The 17,505-nt window shown below is 72.5% G+C and carries 19 protein-coding genes; 10 read left to right on the plus strand and 9 right to left on the minus strand.

The window, feature by feature from the left end:
- The first annotated feature begins 1 nt into the window (after nucleotide 1).
- The gene (locus ABD230_RS05215; protein WP_344369958.1) at nucleotides 2–607 is read left to right on the plus strand and encodes a DUF6264 family protein; all 606 of its coding nucleotides are present in this window, start codon (nucleotides 2–4) and stop codon (nucleotides 605–607) included.
- Between the two features lie 48 nt (nucleotides 608–655).
- Here ABD230_RS05215 and ABD230_RS05220 read toward each other — a convergent pair whose 3' ends face one another.
- Nucleotides 656–1,699 (minus strand): 4-hydroxy-3-methylbut-2-enyl diphosphate reductase, encoded by a 1,044-nt coding sequence (locus ABD230_RS05220; protein ID WP_344370120.1) that lies wholly within the window; start codon nucleotides 1,697–1,699, stop codon nucleotides 656–658.
- An 85-nt stretch (nucleotides 1,700–1,784) separates the two neighbouring features.
- Between ABD230_RS05220 and xseA the strand changes: the two genes are divergently transcribed.
- Genes xseA through ABD230_RS05245 form a run of 5 tightly spaced genes read left to right on the plus strand, consistent with a single transcriptional unit; the run spans nucleotide 1,785 to nucleotide 6,087 of the window.
- Nucleotides 1,785–3,008, plus strand: a complete 1,224-nt coding sequence (gene xseA, locus ABD230_RS05225; protein ID WP_344369959.1) for an exodeoxyribonuclease VII large subunit — start codon at nucleotides 1,785–1,787, stop codon at nucleotides 3,006–3,008.
- Nucleotide 3,009: 1 nt separating this feature from the next.
- Nucleotides 3,010–3,309, plus strand: a complete 300-nt coding sequence (locus ABD230_RS05230) for an exodeoxyribonuclease VII small subunit (RefSeq protein WP_344369961.1) — start codon at nucleotides 3,010–3,012, stop codon at nucleotides 3,307–3,309.
- The gene (locus ABD230_RS05235) at nucleotides 3,309–3,950 is read left to right on the plus strand and encodes a DUF4245 domain-containing protein (RefSeq protein WP_344369962.1); all 642 of its coding nucleotides are present in this window, start codon (nucleotides 3,309–3,311) and stop codon (nucleotides 3,948–3,950) included. The genes ABD230_RS05230 and ABD230_RS05235 overlap by 1 nt, the downstream gene beginning before the upstream one ends.
- An 11-nt stretch (nucleotides 3,951–3,961) precedes the next feature.
- Entirely contained in the window at nucleotides 3,962–4,615 is a 654-nt protein-coding gene (locus tag ABD230_RS05240; protein WP_344369963.1) for a carbonic anhydrase, read from the plus strand.
- 56 nt (nucleotides 4,616–4,671) lie between these two features.
- The gene (locus tag ABD230_RS05245) at nucleotides 4,672–6,087 is read left to right on the plus strand and encodes a class II fumarate hydratase (RefSeq protein ID WP_344369964.1); all 1,416 of its coding nucleotides are present in this window, start codon (nucleotides 4,672–4,674) and stop codon (nucleotides 6,085–6,087) included.
- A 77-nt stretch (nucleotides 6,088–6,164) separates the two neighbouring features.
- Here ABD230_RS05245 and phoH2 read toward each other — a convergent pair whose 3' ends face one another.
- The 3 genes from phoH2 to ABD230_RS05260 form a co-directional block, all read right to left on the minus strand.
- Nucleotides 6,165–7,499, minus strand: coding sequence for an RNA 5'-3' helicase PhoH2 (phoH2, locus tag ABD230_RS05250; protein WP_344370121.1), 1,335 nt, complete (start codon nucleotides 7,497–7,499; stop codon nucleotides 6,165–6,167).
- Nucleotides 7,500–7,757: 258 nt separating this feature from the next.
- Complete coding sequence (locus ABD230_RS05255) at nucleotides 7,758–8,870, minus strand: aminotransferase class V-fold PLP-dependent enzyme (protein WP_344370122.1); 1,113 nt, start codon at nucleotides 8,868–8,870, stop codon at nucleotides 7,758–7,760.
- Between the two features lie 68 nt (nucleotides 8,871–8,938).
- Nucleotides 8,939–9,724 carry an isoprenyl transferase gene (locus ABD230_RS05260; protein ID WP_344369965.1) on the minus strand — a complete coding sequence of 262 codons (786 nt, stop codon included), beginning with the start codon at nucleotides 9,722–9,724 and terminating at the stop codon, nucleotides 8,939–8,941.
- Nucleotides 9,725–9,799: 75 nt separating this feature from the next.
- Here ABD230_RS05260 and trhA point away from each other — a divergent pair, with 75 nt between their 5' ends.
- Nucleotides 9,800–10,597 (plus strand): PAQR family membrane homeostasis protein TrhA, encoded by a 798-nt coding sequence (trhA, locus tag ABD230_RS05265; RefSeq protein ID WP_344369968.1) that lies wholly within the window; start codon nucleotides 9,800–9,802, stop codon nucleotides 10,595–10,597.
- A gap of 43 nt (nucleotides 10,598–10,640) precedes the next feature.
- Here trhA and ABD230_RS05270 read toward each other — a convergent pair whose 3' ends face one another.
- The gene (locus tag ABD230_RS05270) at nucleotides 10,641–10,958 is read right to left on the minus strand and encodes a hypothetical protein (protein WP_344369969.1); all 318 of its coding nucleotides are present in this window, start codon (nucleotides 10,956–10,958) and stop codon (nucleotides 10,641–10,643) included.
- A gap of 113 nt (nucleotides 10,959–11,071) precedes the next feature.
- Here ABD230_RS05270 and ABD230_RS05275 point away from each other — a divergent pair, with 113 nt between their 5' ends.
- Together ABD230_RS05275 and greA are read left to right on the plus strand one after the other, a co-directional pair.
- Nucleotides 11,072–11,551: a DUF4307 domain-containing protein gene (locus ABD230_RS05275; RefSeq protein WP_344369970.1), complete on the plus strand. Its 480-nt coding sequence runs from the start codon at nucleotides 11,072–11,074 to the stop codon at nucleotides 11,549–11,551.
- Between the two features lie 60 nt (nucleotides 11,552–11,611).
- Entirely contained in the window at nucleotides 11,612–12,103 is a 492-nt protein-coding gene (greA, locus tag ABD230_RS05280; protein WP_344369971.1) for a transcription elongation factor GreA, read from the plus strand.
- Nucleotides 12,104–12,187: 84 nt separating this feature from the next.
- Here the strand turns inward: greA and ilvA are convergent, their stop codons facing one another.
- Both ilvA and ABD230_RS05290 read right to left on the minus strand, forming a co-directional pair.
- Nucleotides 12,188–13,489 carry a threonine ammonia-lyase gene (gene ilvA, locus ABD230_RS05285; protein ID WP_344369972.1) on the minus strand — a complete coding sequence of 434 codons (1,302 nt, stop codon included), beginning with the start codon at nucleotides 13,487–13,489 and terminating at the stop codon, nucleotides 12,188–12,190.
- Between the two features lies 1 nt (nucleotide 13,490).
- Complete coding sequence (locus ABD230_RS05290; RefSeq protein ID WP_344369973.1) at nucleotides 13,491–14,717, minus strand: AI-2E family transporter; 1,227 nt, start codon at nucleotides 14,715–14,717, stop codon at nucleotides 13,491–13,493.
- Nucleotides 14,718–14,789: 72 nt separating this feature from the next.
- Between ABD230_RS05290 and ABD230_RS05295 the strand changes: the two genes are divergently transcribed.
- Nucleotides 14,790–16,016: a winged helix-turn-helix domain-containing protein gene (locus tag ABD230_RS05295; RefSeq protein ID WP_344369974.1), complete on the plus strand. Its 1,227-nt coding sequence runs from the start codon at nucleotides 14,790–14,792 to the stop codon at nucleotides 16,014–16,016.
- A 10-nt stretch (nucleotides 16,017–16,026) separates the two neighbouring features.
- Here ABD230_RS05295 and ABD230_RS05300 read toward each other — a convergent pair whose 3' ends face one another.
- Nucleotides 16,027–16,902: a M48 family metalloprotease gene (locus ABD230_RS05300; protein ID WP_344369975.1), complete on the minus strand. Its 876-nt coding sequence runs from the start codon at nucleotides 16,900–16,902 to the stop codon at nucleotides 16,027–16,029.
- Between the two features lie 6 nt (nucleotides 16,903–16,908).
- Nucleotides 16,909–17,475: a LemA family protein gene (locus ABD230_RS05305; protein WP_344369976.1), complete on the minus strand. Its 567-nt coding sequence runs from the start codon at nucleotides 17,473–17,475 to the stop codon at nucleotides 16,909–16,911.
- Nucleotides 17,476–17,505: the final 30 nt, after the last annotated feature.

The following is a 17,505-nucleotide window of genomic DNA, read 5'->3' on the forward strand; positions in this document are numbered from 1 at the left end:
GATGCCGCAGGACGAGGTCGCTCGGAACGAGACGCAGGGGCAGCCGGCCGACGACGCCGGCTCCCCGCCGCCGCGCGACGAGCGGCCCCGTCCCCGCTATGGGGAGTACGCGCCGGAGGGGTGGTCGTGGCAGCCGCCCGCCGACGAGCGCGCTGAGCCCGCGGCACCCGCCCCGACTCCCCCGCCGCCGCCCGCGCCCGTCGCGGGCCCGGCGGCGGATCCGGCCGCCCGGCCTCCGCGCTCGACGGACCGGTTCTTCACGATCCTGCTGCTCGCCATCGGCGCCGTGGGCGCGTGGAACACGTCGGTGAGCCTGCAGCAGCTCCCCGTGGCCGTCCAGGCCCTCTACACCGATCAGGGCATCGGCACGTACTCGCCGCAGCCGTGGCTGTCGACGCTGACCCTCGTCGGCACGGTCTTCATGCTCGCGCTCTACGCCGCGATCCTCGGCTGGGCCATCCTGCGCATGCGCGCGCGCAAGGTCGCCTTCTGGGTGCCGCTCGTCGGCGGCGCGCTGGCGTTCCTCGCGATGATGGTGATCAGCGCGTTCGTGTTCCTCACCGACCCGACGTTCCAGGCGTACGTCGACGGGATCGCCGGCGGCTGACCTCCGCGGCGGCACGACGGCCGCGGCAGGCCGGTCGGGGCCGCCGCCTCAGCCCTGCGCCGCGCGGGACCGCCCGCCGAGGGCGCGCGCGTCGCGGTTGCCCGCGAGATCCTTGCGGAGCTCCTTGGGCAGCGAGAACATCAGGTCCTCCTCGGCCGTCTTGACCTCCTCGACCGTGCCGTAGCCGGCATCGGCGAGCTCGAGCAGCACCTCCTGTACGAGCCCCTCGGGCACCGAGGCGCCGCTCGTGACGCCGATCGTGCCGGCCTCCTCGAGCCACTCCTGGCGGATCTCGGTGGAGTAGTCGACCCGGTACGCCGCCTTCGCGCCGTACTCGAGCGCGACCTCGACGAGCCGGACGCTGTTCGACGAGTTCGCCGAGCCGACGACGATCACGAGGTCGGCGCCCTGCGCCACCTTCTTGATCGCGACCTGGCGGTTCTGGGTGGCGTAGCAGATGTCGTCCGACGGCGGGTCCTGCAGGTTCGGGAACCGCTCGCGCAGGCGGCGGACCGTCTCCATCGTCTCGTCGACCGACAGCGTGGTCTGCGAGAGCCACACGACCTTGTCGGGGTCGCGGACCTCGATGTTCGGCACGTCGTCGGGGCTGTTGACGAGCGTGACGTGGTCGGGCGCCTCGCCGGCCGTGCCCTCGACCTCCTCGTGGCCCTCGTGGCCGATGAGCAGGATCTCGTAGTCGTCGCGCGCGAAGCGCACCGCCTCGCGGTGCACCTTGGTCACGAGCGGGCACGTCGCGTCGATGGCGTGCAGCCCGCGCTCCGAGGCGGAGTTCACGACCGCGGGCGAGACGCCGTGCGCGCTGAACACCACGTGGGCGCCCTCGGGCACCTCGTCGACCTCGTCGACGAAGATCGCACCGCGCTTCTCGAGCTCGGTCACGACGTGGATGTTGTGCACGATCTGCTTGCGCACGTACACCGGGGCCCCGTAGTGGTCGAGGGCCTTCTCGACCGCGATCACGGCGCGGTCGACGCCGGCGCAGTACCCGCGGGGGGCCGCGAGCAGCACCTTCTTCGTCCCCTCGACGGGGATATCCTTGAGCCGGCCGCGCACGCTCGGGATCCGAGGCATGCCGAGGTCGATCCGCGGGGCATCCGTCAAGCTCGTCACGGCTGCCATCCTACGCGGACGATGATGACGGGCTGCTGGGAGGCGTATGGCCGAGGGCCCCACGACCCGCGACACCCCGTGGCCGGTCTCGGTCCTGTCGGGCAAGCTCAAGGAGTACCTGGACCGGCTCGGCACCGTCTGGGTCGAGGGCGAGATCACCCAGTGGGGCGTCTCCGCGCGCAACGTCTACGGCAAGCTCACGGACCTCGAGGCGGATGCCACGGTGTCGTTCGCGATCTGGTCCTCCACGCGCGCCAAGCTCACCGAGCAGTTCAAGGCGGGCGACCACGTCGTCGCGCTCGTCAAGCCGAACTGGTGGGTCAAGGGCGGCACGCTCACGATGCAGGTCTTCGACCTCCGCCACGTCGGGCTGGGCGACCTGCTCGAGCGCCTCGAGCGCCTGCGGGCCCAGCTGGCCGCGGAGGGCCTCTTCGCCGCCGAGCGCAAGCGCCCCCTGCCGTTCCTGCCGCGCGTCGTCGGGCTCGTCACGGGGCGCGACAGCGACGCCGAGCAGGACGTGCTCCGCAACGCCCGCCTGCGGTGGCCGGCCGTGGAGTTCCGGACCGCGTACGCCGCCGTGCAGGGAGACCGCTGCGCGCCCGAGGTGGTCGCCGCGATCCGGCGGCTCGACGCCGACCCCGAGGTCGAGGTCATCATCGTCGCCCGCGGCGGCGGCGACTTCCAGAACCTGCTCGGGTTCAGCGACGAGCGCGTCGTGCGCGCCGCGGCCGCGGCATCCACCCCGATCGTGAGCGCGATCGGCCACGAGGCCGACCGGCCCCTGCTCGACGACGTCGCCGACCTGCGCGCGTCGACGCCGACGGATGCCGCGAAGCGCGTCGTGCCCGACGTGGCGGAAGAGCTCGTCCGGGTCGAGCAGGCCCGCATGCGGCTGCGCATGCGCGTGACGACGCTCGTGGGCCACGAGATCGACCGGCTCGGGCACCTCCGGTCGCGGCCCGCGCTCGCGGACCCGACGTGGATGGTCGACCGCCGCGCCGAGGAGGTCACGCGCTGGGTCGCGCGCGGCGCCGAGCTGGCCGAGCGGGCGATCGAGCGGGCAGCGGTGCGCACCGCCGAGCTCCGGTCGCAGCTGCGTGCGCTGTCGCCGCTGGCGACGCTGCAGCGCGGGTACGCCATCGTGCAGCGCGAGCACGACGGCGTGCTCACGGACCCCGAGCAGGCGCCCGAGGGCACCGCGCTCCGCATCACGCTCGCCGAGGGTCGCCTCGCGGCGGTCTCGCGGGGAACGGACGGGAGCGCCGAATAGAATGCCTGCCATGCCCCCCTCCTCCACCGACGTCGCCGAGCTCAGCTACGAGCAGGCCCGCGACGAGCTGGTCCGCGTCGTCGCCGAGCTCGAGCAGGGCTCCGCGACGCTCGAGCAGTCGCTCGCGCTCTGGGAGCGCGGCGAGGCGCTCGCGCAGCGATGCGAGGAGTGGCTGATGGGCGCCAAGGCGCGCCTCGACGCGGCGCGCTCGGGCGGCCGGTCGGCGGGCGCCGGCGCGACCGCCGGGGCATCCGCCGAGCCGGCCGGCGACGAGCTCGACCTCGACGGCGGCGACGCCTGATGGCCGCGCGCCCGCCCCGCGTGGTCGCCGAGCTCGGCCGCCCCGAGACCCCGCAGGAGACCGCCGACCGCAAGGCCGAGCAGTCCCGCAAGCACCGCGAGCGGCAGACGCTGCGCAACCTCATCGGCTCGCTGGTCGCGTGCGTCGCGGTGGTGGCGCTCATCGTGCTGCTCGTGCCGCGCAGCGACACCCCCATCGAACGCGACGTCGACGTGGCGTCGGTCGCCGCGCAGGCGCAGGTGGGCGTCGACCAGGAACTCGCCGTGCCCGAGCTGCCGGAGGGGTGGCGCTCGAACGCCGCCGAGCTGCGCCAGCGCGCGACCGACGGGATCACGGCGTGGTACGCCGGCTACCTCACGCCGAGCGACGAGTACGCCGGCCTCTACCAGGGCCTCGGGGCGAACCCGACGTGGACCGCCGAGCTCCTGAAGAACACCATCGCCACGGGCGTCGCCACCATCGACGGCGTGCCGTGGACCGTGTACGACAACCGCGAATCCGACGCCGACGTCGGCAACGCGCGATACGGCCTCGTCGCCGAGGCGGGCGAGAGCACGTTCGTGCTGCTCGGCACGGCGACCCCCGACGAGTTCGAGACCCTGGCCGCCGCGATCGCGCCGGCCATCGCCGCGCAGCGCTGAGAGGAGCGGCCGTGAGCCAGCCCGCACCCGCACGACCGAGTACGCCCGCCGAGACCTGGCGCGAGCTCCGCGCCGGCAACGCGCGATTCGTGGCCGGAGCCCCGCTGCATCCGCGCCAGGACGTCGAGCGCCGCACGGAGCTCGCCGACCACCAGCGACCGCTCGTCGCCATCTTCGGCTGCAGCGACTCGCGCCTGTCGGCGGAGATCATCTTCGACATCGGGCTCGGCGACGCCTTCGTCGTCCGCAACGCCGGGCAGGTGCCGTCGGACTCGGTCCTCGGCTCGCTCGAGTACGCGGTCGGCGTGCTCGGGGTCCCGCTGATCCTCGTGCTCGGCCACGACCACTGCGGGGCCGTCCGCGCGGCGATCGACTCGCAAGGTGAGGACGCCGATCCGCTGCCGGCGCACATCAAGGGACTCGTCGACCACATCGTCCCGGCGGTGCGCAGCGTCGCCGGGGTCGAGGAGGGGCCGGTCGACGCCGCGGGCATCGACGCCGGGTACGTCGGCCGCGAGCACCTTCGGAACACCGTCGGCGAGCTCCTGGAGCGCTCCGAGGTGATCAGCGACGCGATCGCAGCGGGTACGCTGGCTGTCGTCGGCGCGAACTACCGCCTGCTCGAGGGACGCGCCGAGACCGACGTCGTCGTCGGTCGCATCTGACGCCGCCGCGGCCTCCGACCGCCGCGCCGCACGCACCAATCGAAGGGGAGCACACCGTGGTGGACAACGCCGCCGACTACCGGATCGAACACGACACGATGGGCGAGGTGCGGGTCCCCGCGTCGGCGCTCTACCGCGCGCAGACGCAGCGAGCGGTCGAGAACTTCCCGATCTCGGGCCTCGGCCTCGAGCCCGCCCAGATCGCCGCGCTCGCCCGGATCAAGAAGGCGGCCGCCCTGGCCAACGCGCGCCTCGGCGTGCTCGACTCGCAGCTCGCGCAGTCGATCGCCGACGCGGCGGACGAGGTCATCGCCGGCACGCACGACCACGCGACGCACTTCCCGGTCGACGTGTTCCAGACCGGCTCGGGCACCTCGTCGAACATGAACATGAACGAGGTGCTCGCGACGATCGCGACGCAGAAGCTCGGCGCCGCCGTGCACCCGAACGACCACGTGAACGCGTCGCAGTCCTCGAACGACGTCTTCCCGACCTCGGTGCACATCGCCGTCACCTCGGCGCTCATCGACGACCTCATCCCCGCGCTCGACCACCTCGCCGTCGCCCTCGAGGCGAAGGCCGAGGCGTGGGCGGGCATCGTCAAGGCCGGCCGCACCCACCTCATGGACGCCACGCCGGTCACGCTCGGCCAGGAGTTCGGCGGCTACGCCCGCCAGGTGCGCCTCGGCATCGAGCGCGTGCGCTCGGCGCTCCCCCGCGTCGCCGAGGTCCCGCTCGGCGGCACCGCCGTCGGCACGGGCATCAACACGCCCGCCGGCTTCCCGCAGCTGGTCATCGAGCTCCTGCAGCAGGAGACGGAGCTGCCCATCTCCGAGGCCGCCGACCACTTCGAGGCCCAGGCCAACCGCGACGGCCTCGTCGAGGCCTCGGGCGCGCTGCGCACGATCGCCGTCAGCCTCACCAAGATCTGCAACGACCTCCGGTGGATGGGCTCGGGCCCGAACACGGGACTCGGCGAGCTGTTCATCCCCGACCTGCAGCCGGGCTCGTCGATCATGCCGGGCAAGGTCAACCCGGTCGTCCCCGAGGCCGTGCTCATGGTCGCGAGCCGGGTGGTCGGCAACGATGCCACGGTCGCCTGGGCCGGCGCCTCGGGCTCGTTCGAGCTCAACGTGCAGATCCCGGTCATGGGCACCGCGCTGCTCGAGTCGATCCGCCTGCTGTCGAACTCGGTCCGCGTGCTCGCCGACAAGACCGTGGACGGACTGCAGGTCAACGAGGCGCGCACGACCGCGCTCGCCGGCATGTCGCCGTCGATCGTCACGCCCCTGAACAAGGTCATCGGCTACGAGGCCGCCGCGAAGATCGCGAAGCACTCGGTCGCCAAGGGCATCACGGTTCGCGAGGCGGTCGTCGACCTCGGCTACGTGGACCGCGGCGAGGTCACCGAGGAGCAGCTCGACGCGGCGCTCGACCTCCTCTCGATGACCCGCCCGCCGCAGCAGGGCTGAGCCCGCGGCATCCGCCACGACGCCGCGACGGCCCCGGAACCCATCGGTTCCGGGGCCGTCGTCGTCGCTGCAGCGGGTCAGGCGAGCTCGGCGCCGTCGAGCATCTCGGAGACGAGTGCGGCGATCGCGGAGCGCTCCGACCGGGTCAGCGTGATGTGGGCGAACAACGGATGCCCCTTCAGCGTCTCGATCACGCTCGCGACGCCGTCGTGGCGGCCGACCCGCAGGTTGTCGCGCTGCGCCACGTCGTGCGTGAGGACGACGCGCGAGTTCTGGCCGACCCGGCTGAGCACCGTCAGCAGCACGTTGCGCTCGAGCGACTGCGCCTCGTCGACGATCACGTAGGCGTCGTGCAGCGAGCGCCCCCGGATGTGGGTGAGCGGCAGCACCTCGAGGATGCCGCGGTCGACGACCTCGTCGAGCACGTTGTCCGAGACGAGCGCGCCGAGCGTGTCGAAGACCGCCTGCGCCCACGGGTTCATCTTCTCGCCCTGGTCACCCGGCAGGTAGCCGAGCTCCTGGCCGCCGACGGCGTAGAGCGGGCGGAAGACCATGATCTTCTTGTGCTGCTGCCGTTCGAGCACCGCCTCGAGGCCGGCGCACAGCGCGAGCGCCGACTTGCCGGTGCCCGCCCGTCCGCCGAGCGAGACGATGCCGACCTCGGGGTCGAGCAGCAGGTCGATCGCGAGCCGCTGCTCGGCCGAGCGCCCGCGGACGCCGAAGGCCTCGCGGTCGCCGCGCACGAGGCGCACCTCGCCGTCGCCGACGACGCGCGCGAGCGCCGACCCCCGGTCGGAGTGGATGACGAGGCCGGTGTTCACGGGCAGGCCGATGGCCTCGCTCGTGTCGAGTCGGTCGTGCTCGTAGAGCTCGGCCATCTCGTTCGAGCCGAGCGCGATCTCGCCCATGCCGGTCCAGCCGGACTCGACCGCGAGCTCGGCGCGGTACTCCTGGGCGTCGAGGCCGATCGAGGCCGCCTTGATGCGCAGCGGCAGGTCCTTCGAGACGACGGTCACCGCGATACCGTCGTTGGCCAGGTTCATGGCGCAGGCGAGGATCCGCGAGTCGTTGTCGTTGAGCTGCAGCCCGCTCGGGAGCACCGACATGCTCGAGTGGTTGAGCTCGACCCGCAGCGAGCCGCCGTCGCCGACAGGGATCGGGAAGTCGAGCCGCTCGTGCTGGACGCGCAGGTCGTCGAGCAGGCGCAGCGCCGCGCGTGCAAAGTACCCGATCTCGGGATCGTTGCGCTTGGACTCGAGCTCGGTGATGACGACGACCGGCAGCACGACGGGGTGCTCGGCGAATCGGAACAGGGCACGCGGGTCCGACAGCAGGACGGACGTGTCGAGCACGTACGTCCGTTCGGCCTGCGCGACGCCCCCAGGCGCGTGGTCGTCGGGACGTCGCTGCACGTCTCGCTCGACCGGTCCGAGGGGCTTGATGGGATCGACAGAGGTCACGACCGCTCCTGCCCCGAGCTCTCGCTCGGCTCACACGCCGGCCGGCGATCCTCCCACGAGCGGTTCACGAGCCGACTCGACCGGGCGCCTTGCCCGATGACCCGACGGTACGTCCGACCGGCGACATCCGCGGAACCGACACGCGGCGCGTCATGCGCTGTTCACAATGCCCCGCCCCGGGCACCGCGCGGCGACGCGCGGGCGCGGCGCTCAGTACGTGACGGCCGTGCTGAAGGACACGAACGCCCCGCGGAGCATCTCGACGGTCTCCTCGTCGAGGTGCGCGTGCACGGCGAGCCGCACCGTTCCGAGGCGCGTGGTCGCGGTCACGCCGTGGTTGTGCAGCGACGCCGTGAGCACGGTCGCGTGCTCCGGCTCGGGCTCGAGCACCACGATGCCCGCCCGTTCGCGCTCGTCCCGGGAGCTGGCGACGGGCATCGCGAACTCGTCGGCGAGCTCGATGACCCGGCTCACGTTCTCGGCGACGCGCGCGTTGACGGCCGGCACGCCGACGCCGGCCAGCTCCTCCAGCGCGGCGGCGAACCGCGCCTGCGCGATCGGGTCCGGGTTCGACACGCGGAACGCCCGCGCGCCCGACGCGGGCCGCGGGACCTCGTCCCACACCTCGTCGCCGTCGGTCCCCGTGTAGCCCGAGAACACCGGCGTGAGGCGCTCGGCGCCGCGCTCGGAGAGCGCCATGAGCCCGGTGCCCCAGCCCGCGCGGCACCATTTCTGCCCGCCCGTGACGATCACGTCGGCGAGCTCCCACGGCGCGTCGACGACGCCGAAGCCCTGGATGGCGTCGACGATGAGCAGCCGGTCGCCGATCACGTGCCGGATGCCCTCGAGGTCGCACAGGTAGCCCGTGCGGCTGTCGACGAGGCTGACCGCGACCGCGGCGACGTTCGACTCGAGCTGCTCGCGGATGCTCCCGGGCGTCACCTTGCCGTAGTCGGTCTCGAGCCAGGCCGGCTGCACCGAGTGCAGCGCCTCGTTCGCGCGGACCGCCGCGATGGGCACGCTCGGGAACTCGCGCGGCGAGAGCAGCACCGTGCCGGTCAGCCCGAACATGGCGTGCATGAGGCCGGTCGTCGTGTTCGGCACGCCGACGATGCGGTCGGCGGGGATGCCGGTCACCTCCGCCGCCGCGGCCCGCAGGCGATCGTCCTGGCGGCCGAACGCGTCCATGCTGCCGTGCCGGGCCCGCTCGAGCACCTGCGTGAACGCCAGCGTCTCCTCGGCGGCGACCCGGGACATCGGCCCGACGCGGGCGTAGTCGAGGTAGCCGGGCTCCTCGGTGAATCCGGCCAGGTAGTCGTCCATGCTCACGTCGCGTGCCCCCTGTCTCCGAAGGCAATCCTGACAGAAACCTGACAGGAACGCGGCGCGGCTCAGCCGCCGAAGCGGCGGTGTCGCTGCGTGTAGTCGCGGATGGCGCGCAGGAAGTCGACCTCGCGCAGGTCGGGCCCCAGCGCCTCGACGAAGTAGAACTCGCTGTGCGCGGCCTGCCAGAGCATGAAGTCGCTGAGGCGCTGCTCGCCGGACGTGCGGATCACGAGGTCGGGGTCGGGCTGGCCCCCCGTGTACAGGTGCTCGCCGATGAGCTCCGGCGTGAGCGACTCGGCGAGGTCCTCGAGGCTGCGCCCCTCGGCGTGGTGCGAGGCGACGATCGAGCGCATCGCGTCGGTGATCTCGCGTCGGCCGCCGTAGCCGACGGCCAGGTTGACGTGCATGCCGCGCTTGCCGGCGGTCCGGTGCTCGGCCGCGTCGAGGGCGGCGACGAGGGGCTCGGGCAGCCCGGCGTCGGAGCCGACGTGCTGCACGCGCCAGTCGCGGTAGTGGCTGAGCTCCTCGGCGAGCTCGGCGATGATCTCGATCAGCTCGGCGAGCTCGTCCGACGTGCGGTTGCCGAGGTTGTCGCTCGAGAGCAGGTACAGCGTGACGATCTGGATGCCGAGGTCGTCGCACCACTCGAGGAACTCGCGCATCTTCGCCGCTCCGGCCCGGTGGCCGTGGGCCGCCGAGTCGTAGCCGAGTTGCTTCGCCCAGCGCCGGTTGCCGTCGATGATCATCGCGACGTGTCGCGGGAGTTCCGCCTCGTCGAGTTCGCGGCGGAGCCGGTTCTGGTAGAGCCGGTAGAGGAGGCCACGACCGGGGCGCTGGTCGCTCGTCTGCACCCGACTACGCTACTCCCCCGCGAGCGGGCGGACACTCACAGCAAGCCGTGATGCACTCGGCCATACGCTGTCAGCATGACCCAGCGCGAACCCGAGGACGTCGCCGAGCACCTGCACCGGCCGGCGGCCGAGCTCGATCGTGCGGACGCCGCCGTCGCCGTCGACGAGCGACGCGGACCGGACCTGCCGAACCTGCCCCTGATCGACGCGTCGCCGGAGAACCCGGCCGACATCAAGCCGACCTGGCGCGGGTGGATCCACGCCGCGACCTTCCCGATCGCGACCGCGGCGGGCATCGTGCTCATCGCGCTCGCCGACGGTCCGGCGGCGAAGTGGGCGTCGGCGGTGTTCATGCTGACCTCGATGCTGCTCTTCGGCAACTCGGCCCTCTACCACCGCTTCAACTGGTCGCCGCGGACCAAAGTGATCCTGAAGCGGATCGACCACGCGAACATCTTCCTGCTCATCGCGGGCACCTACACGCCGCTGTCGATCCTCGCCCTGCCGCCCGAGAAGGGCATCCTGCTGCTCGTCCTGGTCTGGGGCGGTGCGCTCATCGGCATCGCCTTCCGCGTGTTCTGGATCACCGCGCCGCGCTGGCTGTACGTGCCGATCTACGTGCTGCTCGGCTGGGCCGCGGTCATGTACCTCGGGGACCTGCTGGCCGCGAGCGTCGCGATGATGGTCCTCGTGATCGTGGGCGGCGTGCTGTACACGCTCGGCGCCGTCGTCTACGGCCTGAAGCGCCCGAACCCGTGGCCGGGCCACTTCGGCTTCCACGAGATCTTCCACGTGTGCACGGTGCTGGCGTTCATGTGCCACTGGACGGCCACGCTGCTGATCGCGCTCGCCCCGGCGTACCACGCGGGCTGAGCGCCGCCCAGGCGCTCCGCCGCGCGGTGCGGGCGCGAGCGCGTCAGTCCCGGTCGGCGGGCGGGGTGTCGGATGCCGCGGCATCCGTCGTCGGGTCGTCCGTCGTGGCGTCGGCGGCATCCGCGACGTCGGCCTCGTGCGCCTCGGCCTCGGCCTGCTCGGCCGCGATGCGCTCGCGCGCCTCGGCACGGTAGTTCACGCGGCGGATGCGGCGGACCATGTCGAGCACGAGCAGCAGCACGGCGCCCATGATCACGATCGTGACGATGAAGCCGATCACGCCGGGCGTGACGTCGTTCGGGTCGAACTCGTCCTCCGCTGCGGAGACGAGGGCCAGGACCGACGCGAGCGCGGGGGTCATCGGCAGGCTCCGCGGACGGTGACGGCGGGCGCGACGAGCATCGGATTCCCTTCAGGGAGGCGGGGTTAGGCTGGACCTCAGCCTAGACGATCCGATCGGGAAGGAGCCGGGCGGTGCCCCAACGCGAGTCCGCCGACGCGGCGGCCGAGGACGCCGCCCTCGACGGCACCCCCACTCCCCCGTCGGGCACGTCCACCACGGCGCAGGCGCTCGCCGAGCGCTACGGCCGCACGCGCAGGCGGAGGCGCCGCGAGCGGCTCATCCTGGTCGGCGCTGCGATCGCGTTCGCCGTCGTCCTGGGCGCGTGGGTCGTGTGGGCCGGTCTCGACGGCAGCCGGCCGCAGGTGCAGGCCACCGACCTCGGCCACCGCCTGCTCGACTCCCGCGCGGTCGAGGTCACCTGGCGCCTCTCGGTGCCCGCCGGGACCGACACGGCGTGCATCGTCCAGGCGCTCAACGAGGACTTCACGGTGGTGGGCTGGAAGGTCGTCGAGATCCCCGCCTCCGAGCGTCCGCTCCGGACCTTCACCGAGACCGTCCGCACCGCGCAGGAGGCCAACACGGGTTTGATCTCCCAGTGCTGGGTTGTCTAGAATTGGGGATTCGCCCCGGCAGACGCTGGGGCGACACGTCTATTCACGGGAGTGTGCACCATGGCGCAGGACGCCACCGTCACCTGGCTCACCCAGGATGCCTACGACCGGCTGAACGCCGAACTCGAGCACCTCTCCACCAGCGGCCGCGAGGAGATCGCGAAGCGCATCGAGGCCGCGCGTGAGGAGGGCGACCTCAAGGAGAACGGCGGCTACCACGCCGCGAAGGACGAGCAGGGCAAGCAGGAGGCCCGCATCCGACAGCTCACGGAGCTGCTCCGCCACGCCGAGGTCGGCGAGGCGCCCACCTCGAGCGGCGTCGTCGAGTCGGGCACCGTCATCACCGCCGTCGTCGCGGGCGACGAGGAGCGCTTCCTCATCGGCAGCCGCGAGATCGCCGGCGACTCCGAGCTCGACGTCTTCAGCGAGCAGTCCCCGCTCGGCGAGGCCATCCTCGGCCTCAAGGTCGGCGACTCCACCACGTACACCGCCCCCAACGGCCGCGAGATCGCGGTCGAGATCCGGGGCGTCGAGACCTGGTCCGGTCAGTGACGCGCTGACGGACGACACGCGGAACGGCCCCTCCTCGGAGGGGCCGTTCCGCGTCTCCGGGGCGGGTCGCACGACCCGCCCGGCTCACTCCTCGATGATCTCGGGTTCGTAGCCGGCTCTCCGCAGGACCTCGACGACCTCGGCCCGGTGCTCCGGGCCGCGCGTCTCCACCGACAACTGCAGGGCGACCTCCGAGATCTGCATCCCCGCGCCGTGGCGCGTGTGCAGCACCTCGACGACGTTCGCGTTGGCGTCGGCGACGAGTTCCGCGATGCGGGCGAGCTGCCCGGGCCGGTCCGGGAGTCCGATCCGCAGCGTGAGGTAGCGGTCGGAGGCGGCGAGGCCGTGCGCGATCACGCGCTGCATGAGCAGCGGGTCGATGTTGCCGCCGGAGAGCACGACGACGACCGGGCCGTCCGCGACGACCTTGCCGGTCATGAGCGCGGCGACGCCCACCGCGCCGGCGGGCTCGACGACGAGCTTCGCGCGCTCGAGCAGCACGAGGAGCGCCCGCGCGATGTCGTCCTCGGTCACCGTCACGACCTCGTCGATCGCCTCCCGGATGATCTCGAAGTTCAGGGCCCCGGGCCGGTAGACGGCGATGCCGTCGGCCATCGTCGGCACGACCGGCACCTGAACCGGCTCGCCGGCCTCGAGCGACGGGAGGTAGGGCGCCGCGTTCTCGGCCTGCACGCCGATCACCCGGACCGTGCGGCCGAGCGCCGCCGCCTTCTGCTTCGCGGCGCTGGCGATGCCGGCGGCGAGCCCGCCGCCGCCGATGGGCACGACGATGGTCGTGGCATCCGGCGCCTGCTCGAGGATCTCGAGGCCGAGCGTGCCCTGGCCTGCGACGACGTCGGCGTGGTCGAACGGCGGGATGATCGTGGCGCCCGTCTCGGCGGCGAACCGGGCCGCCGCCTCGAGCGTCTCCCCGATCGAGTCGCCGCGCAGCACGACGTCGGCGCCGTACGCCCGCGTCGCCTCGAGCTTGGGGAGGGCCACGCCCACGGGCATGAAGATCGTGGCGCGGATGCCGAGCTCCCGGGCGGCGAAGGCGACGCCCTGCGCGTGGTTCCCGGCCGACGCCGCCACGACGCCGCGCGCCCGCTCGTCGGCGGACAGCGCCGACATCCGGTTGAACGCGCCCCGCAGCTTGTACGACCCCGTCCGCTGCAGGTTCTCGCACTTGAGGTGGACCGGCACGCCGGCGATCGCCCCGAGGAACCGCGACGTCTCCATCGGCGTGCGCCGGGCGATCGCCGCGACCGTCCGCTGCGCGTGCTCGAAGTCCGCGAGCACCGGCCCCGGGATGCGCGGATCGGCCGGTACCGGGGGCAGCACCGTCCCGGGCGCGTCGGGGGTCGTCGTGTGGAGGGCGTGGTTCATGTCACCGTCCGTATCCGGGTCGCTGGGGTACCGTGCGCCACAGTGGAGAGTGCGTCTCCTCGGGCGAGGGCGGCTCGGCCTGCTTCCAGGTGCCGCCCGAGACGTAGAGGATCATGACGTTGAGCACGGCCGCGACGGGAACGGCGAAGAGCGCGCCCGGGATGCCGGCCAGCAGGGACCCGGTGGCGACCGCGATGACGACGCCGAGCGGATGCACCTTCACGGCCGTGCCCATGATCAGCGGCTGGAGCACGTGGCCCTCGACCTGCTGCACGAGGAGCACGACGCCCAGCATCAGCAGCGCGATGCCCCAGCCGTTGTAGACCAGCGCGACGAAGACCGCGAGCGCGCCCGTGACGACCGCGCCGACGATCGGGATGAACGAGCCGAGGAACACCAGCACGGCGATCGGGATCGCGAGCGGCACGCCGAGCAGCAGGGCGCCGAGGCCGATGCCGACGGCGTCGATCGCGGCGACGAAGATCTGCACGCGGACGAAGTTCTCGAGCGTCGCCCATCCGGAACGGCCGGCGCCGTCGATCGCGGCCCGCGCGCGGCGCGGGAAGATGCCCACGAGCCAGTTCCAGATCCCGCGGCCGTCGATGAGGATGAACAGGGTCGCGAATAGCGCGAGGAGCGCCCCGGCGACGAAGTGCCCGATCGACGAGCTCACCGAGAGGGCACCCGAGACGAGCACGCCGCTGTCGCGCTGCGCGGCCTCGACCACCTGCTGCACGGCCTGGTCGAACTGGTCGGGCGTGATGTGCAGCGGACCCTCGAGCAGCCAGGAACGGAAGTCGTTCCACGCGATGACGCTCTGGTCGGCGAGGTCTGCCGACCCTCGCACGATCTGCGAGATGCCGAGCGTGAGCAGGCCGCCGACGAGCGCGAGCGTGGCCACCATGGCGAGCACGACCGCCAGCCACTTCGGCCAGCGGTGCCGCTGCAGGAAGGTCGAGAACGGCACGAGGAGGGCCGACAGCAGCACGGCGACGAGCACCGGGATGATGACGAGCCGCAGCTGGATGACGAGGAAGATCGCGACGGCGACGACGCCGCCGACCAGCAGCAGCCGCCACGACCAGGCGGCGGCGACCCGCATCGCGTACGGCACGGAGTCCGCGGCGTCCCGCCGTGGCCCTGCCGCGCGCTCGGCCGCGCGCTCGGACGCGGTGGTTCGGCGCACGCGTCCGCGCCGCGCACGCGAGGTCCCCTTCGCCTCGGTCACGATCCCAGTGTAGGCCGCACCCATATGGCCGTCCCGACATGTGTCGGCGGCCGGCTGTAGGGTCGGGTCACCATGGTCGATCAGGTCTCACCCGCGCTCGCCCGCCGCATCGCCCTCGCCGCACAGGGGTTCGCGCGCCCGGCCCCCGACGCCCCGGGCACGCGCGCGTTGTCCGGGGTCGTCGACCGGCTCGGGCTGCTCCAGATCGACTCCGTCAACGTCTTCGAGCGCAGCCACTACCTGCCCGCGTTCAGCCGCCTCGGCGCGTACGACCGCGCACTGCTCGACCGCATGGCGTGGGGCCGCCGAGGGCGGCTCGTCGAGTACTGGGCCCACCAGGCGGCGTTCATCCCGCGCGAGCTCTGGCCGCTGTTCGAGTTCCGGAGGGCGGAGTACCGGGCGCAGGGTTCCGAGTGGGGCGGCTGGCTGCGCGAGAACCGCACGCTCGCCGACTGGCTGCGCGGCGAGCTCGCGGCGAACGGCCCCATGCCGGCGAGCGCGATCGAGCACGACGCCAACGAGCGCCGAGGCCCGTGGTGGGGCTGGTCGTCCGTCAAGCGCACGCTCGAGTGGATGTTCCGCACCGGCGAGGTCGTCTGCGTCGAGCGGCGGCGATTCGAGCGCGTCTACGCGCTGCCCGAGCAGGGGCTCGAGCCGCACCTGCTCGAGCACGGCCCCGCCGAGGCCGACGCAGCGCGGGTCCTCATCGAGCGCGCGGCCGCCGCCCTGGGCATCGCGACCGCGGCCGACCTCGCCGACTACTGGCGGATGACGCAGGCGCAGGTCCGTCCGGCGATCGCCGACCTCGTCGACGCGGGCGTCCTGCTGCCGGTGACGGTGCCGGGCTGGACCACCGGGTCACGTCCGACCCCGACCTGGGTCCACCGCGAGGCCCGCCGTCCGCGGCGCGTCGAGGGCGTGGCGCTGCTCTCGCCCTTCGACCCGGTCGTCTGGTTCCGGCCGCGCGCCGAGCGGCTCTTCGACTTCCACTACCGCATCGAGATCTACACGCCGGAGGCCGAGCGACGGTACGGGTACTACTCGCTCCCGCTCCTCGTCGACGACCGCGTCGTGGGCCGCGTCGACCTGAAGAGCGACCGCGCCGGTCGGGTGCTCCGCGTGCAGTCGGCGTGGGCCGAGCCGGGCGCGCCCGGCGACGTCGCGGAACGGCTCGTGCCGGTGCTCCGCCGGGCGGCCGCGTGGCAGGGCCTCGACGACGTCGTGGTCGCCGGCCGGGGCGACCTGTCGCCGGCCGTGGCCGACGCGCTGCGTCACGTCGACGTGGCCGCGGCGGGGTAGCCGCGGCGCCCTAGAAGCTCCGGCCCATCTCGTGCAGGCGCTGCACGCGCTCCGGGATCGGCGGGTGCGTGGCGAAGAGGCGGTCGATGACGCCCGGCTTCAGCGGGTCGGCGATCCACAGGTGCGCCATCGAGGTGTTCTGGCGCCGCATCGGCCGCCCGTACTGCTCGAGCTTCAGCAGCGCCCGGGCGAGCGCGTCCGGATGCCGCGTGGTCATCGCGCCCGTGGCGTCCGCCAGGTACTCGCGCTGGCGCGAGATCGCGAGCTGCACGAGGGTCGCGACGAGCGGCGCCACGAGCATCGCGACGAGGCCGAAGATCATCACCACGGGGTTGCCGTTGTTGTTGCCCCGGCCGAAGAACGCCATGCGCACGAACAGGTCCGAGATGAAGCCGATCGCCACGACGAGCCCGAACACGATCATCGACAGGCGGATGTCGTAGTTGCGGACGTGGCCCAGCTCGTGGGCCATCACGCCCTCGAGCTCGGAGTCGTCCATGATCTCGAGCAGCCCGGTCGTCGCCGCGACGACGGCGTGCTCGGGGTCGCGCCCGGTGGCGAACGCGTTCGGCGCGGGGTCCGAGACCACGAAGACCCGGGGCATCGGCGTGCCGGTCGTGATCGACAGGTTCTCGACGGTGCGCCAGAGGCGCGGGTGGTCGGACACGCTGCGGACCTCGACCGCGCCGGACATGGCCAGCGCCTGCCGGTCGGCGGTGAAGTACTGGAAGAGCGCATACGCCGTCGCGAGGACGACCGTGACGATCACGATGGTGAGGTCGCCGTAGATGACGGCGGCCAGGTAGCCGAGCCCGCCGACGATGGCGAGGAAGAGGATGATCGTGAAGACGGTGTTGCGCTTGTTCCGGGCGATCGCTCGGTACATCGGCGGCTAGAACTGCACGCGCGGCGGCTCCGCGATGGCCGCCGCCTCGGTGACCTCGAAGAACTCGCGCTCGTGGAAGCCGAGGCCGCGCACGAAGAGGGTGTTCGGGAACACCTTGATCTTCGTGTTCAGCTCGCGCACGCCGCCGTTGTAGAAGCGGCGGGCCGCCTGGATCTTGTCCTCGGTGTCGACGAGCTCGCCCTGCAGCTGCAGGAAGTTCTGGCTCGCCTGCAGCTGCGGGTACGCCTCGGCGACCGCGAAGATCGACTTCAGCGCCTGCTGCATGTGGTTCTCGGCCGCGGACGCTTCAGCAGGACCGCTCGCGGAGAGGGTCTCGGCGCGCGCCTTCGTGACGTTCTCGAAGACGGCCTTCTCGTGGGCCGCGTAGCCCTTCACCGCCTCGATGAGGTTCGGGATGAGGTCGGCACGTCGCTTCAGCTGCACCGTGATGTCGCTCCACGCCTCGTCGACGCGGACGTTCAGGGTGACGAGCGAGTTGTACGTCGCCCAGAGGTAGATGCCGATCACCAGGACGAGCACGACGACGATGATGAGCGGGATGAGCCATTCCATGGCGGGGACTCCTGATGCTTCGGCGACGAT

This window comes from Agromyces tropicus, from assembly GCF_039531345.1.
Taxonomy (GTDB): Bacteria; Actinomycetota; Actinomycetes; order Actinomycetales; family Microbacteriaceae; genus Agromyces; species Agromyces tropicus.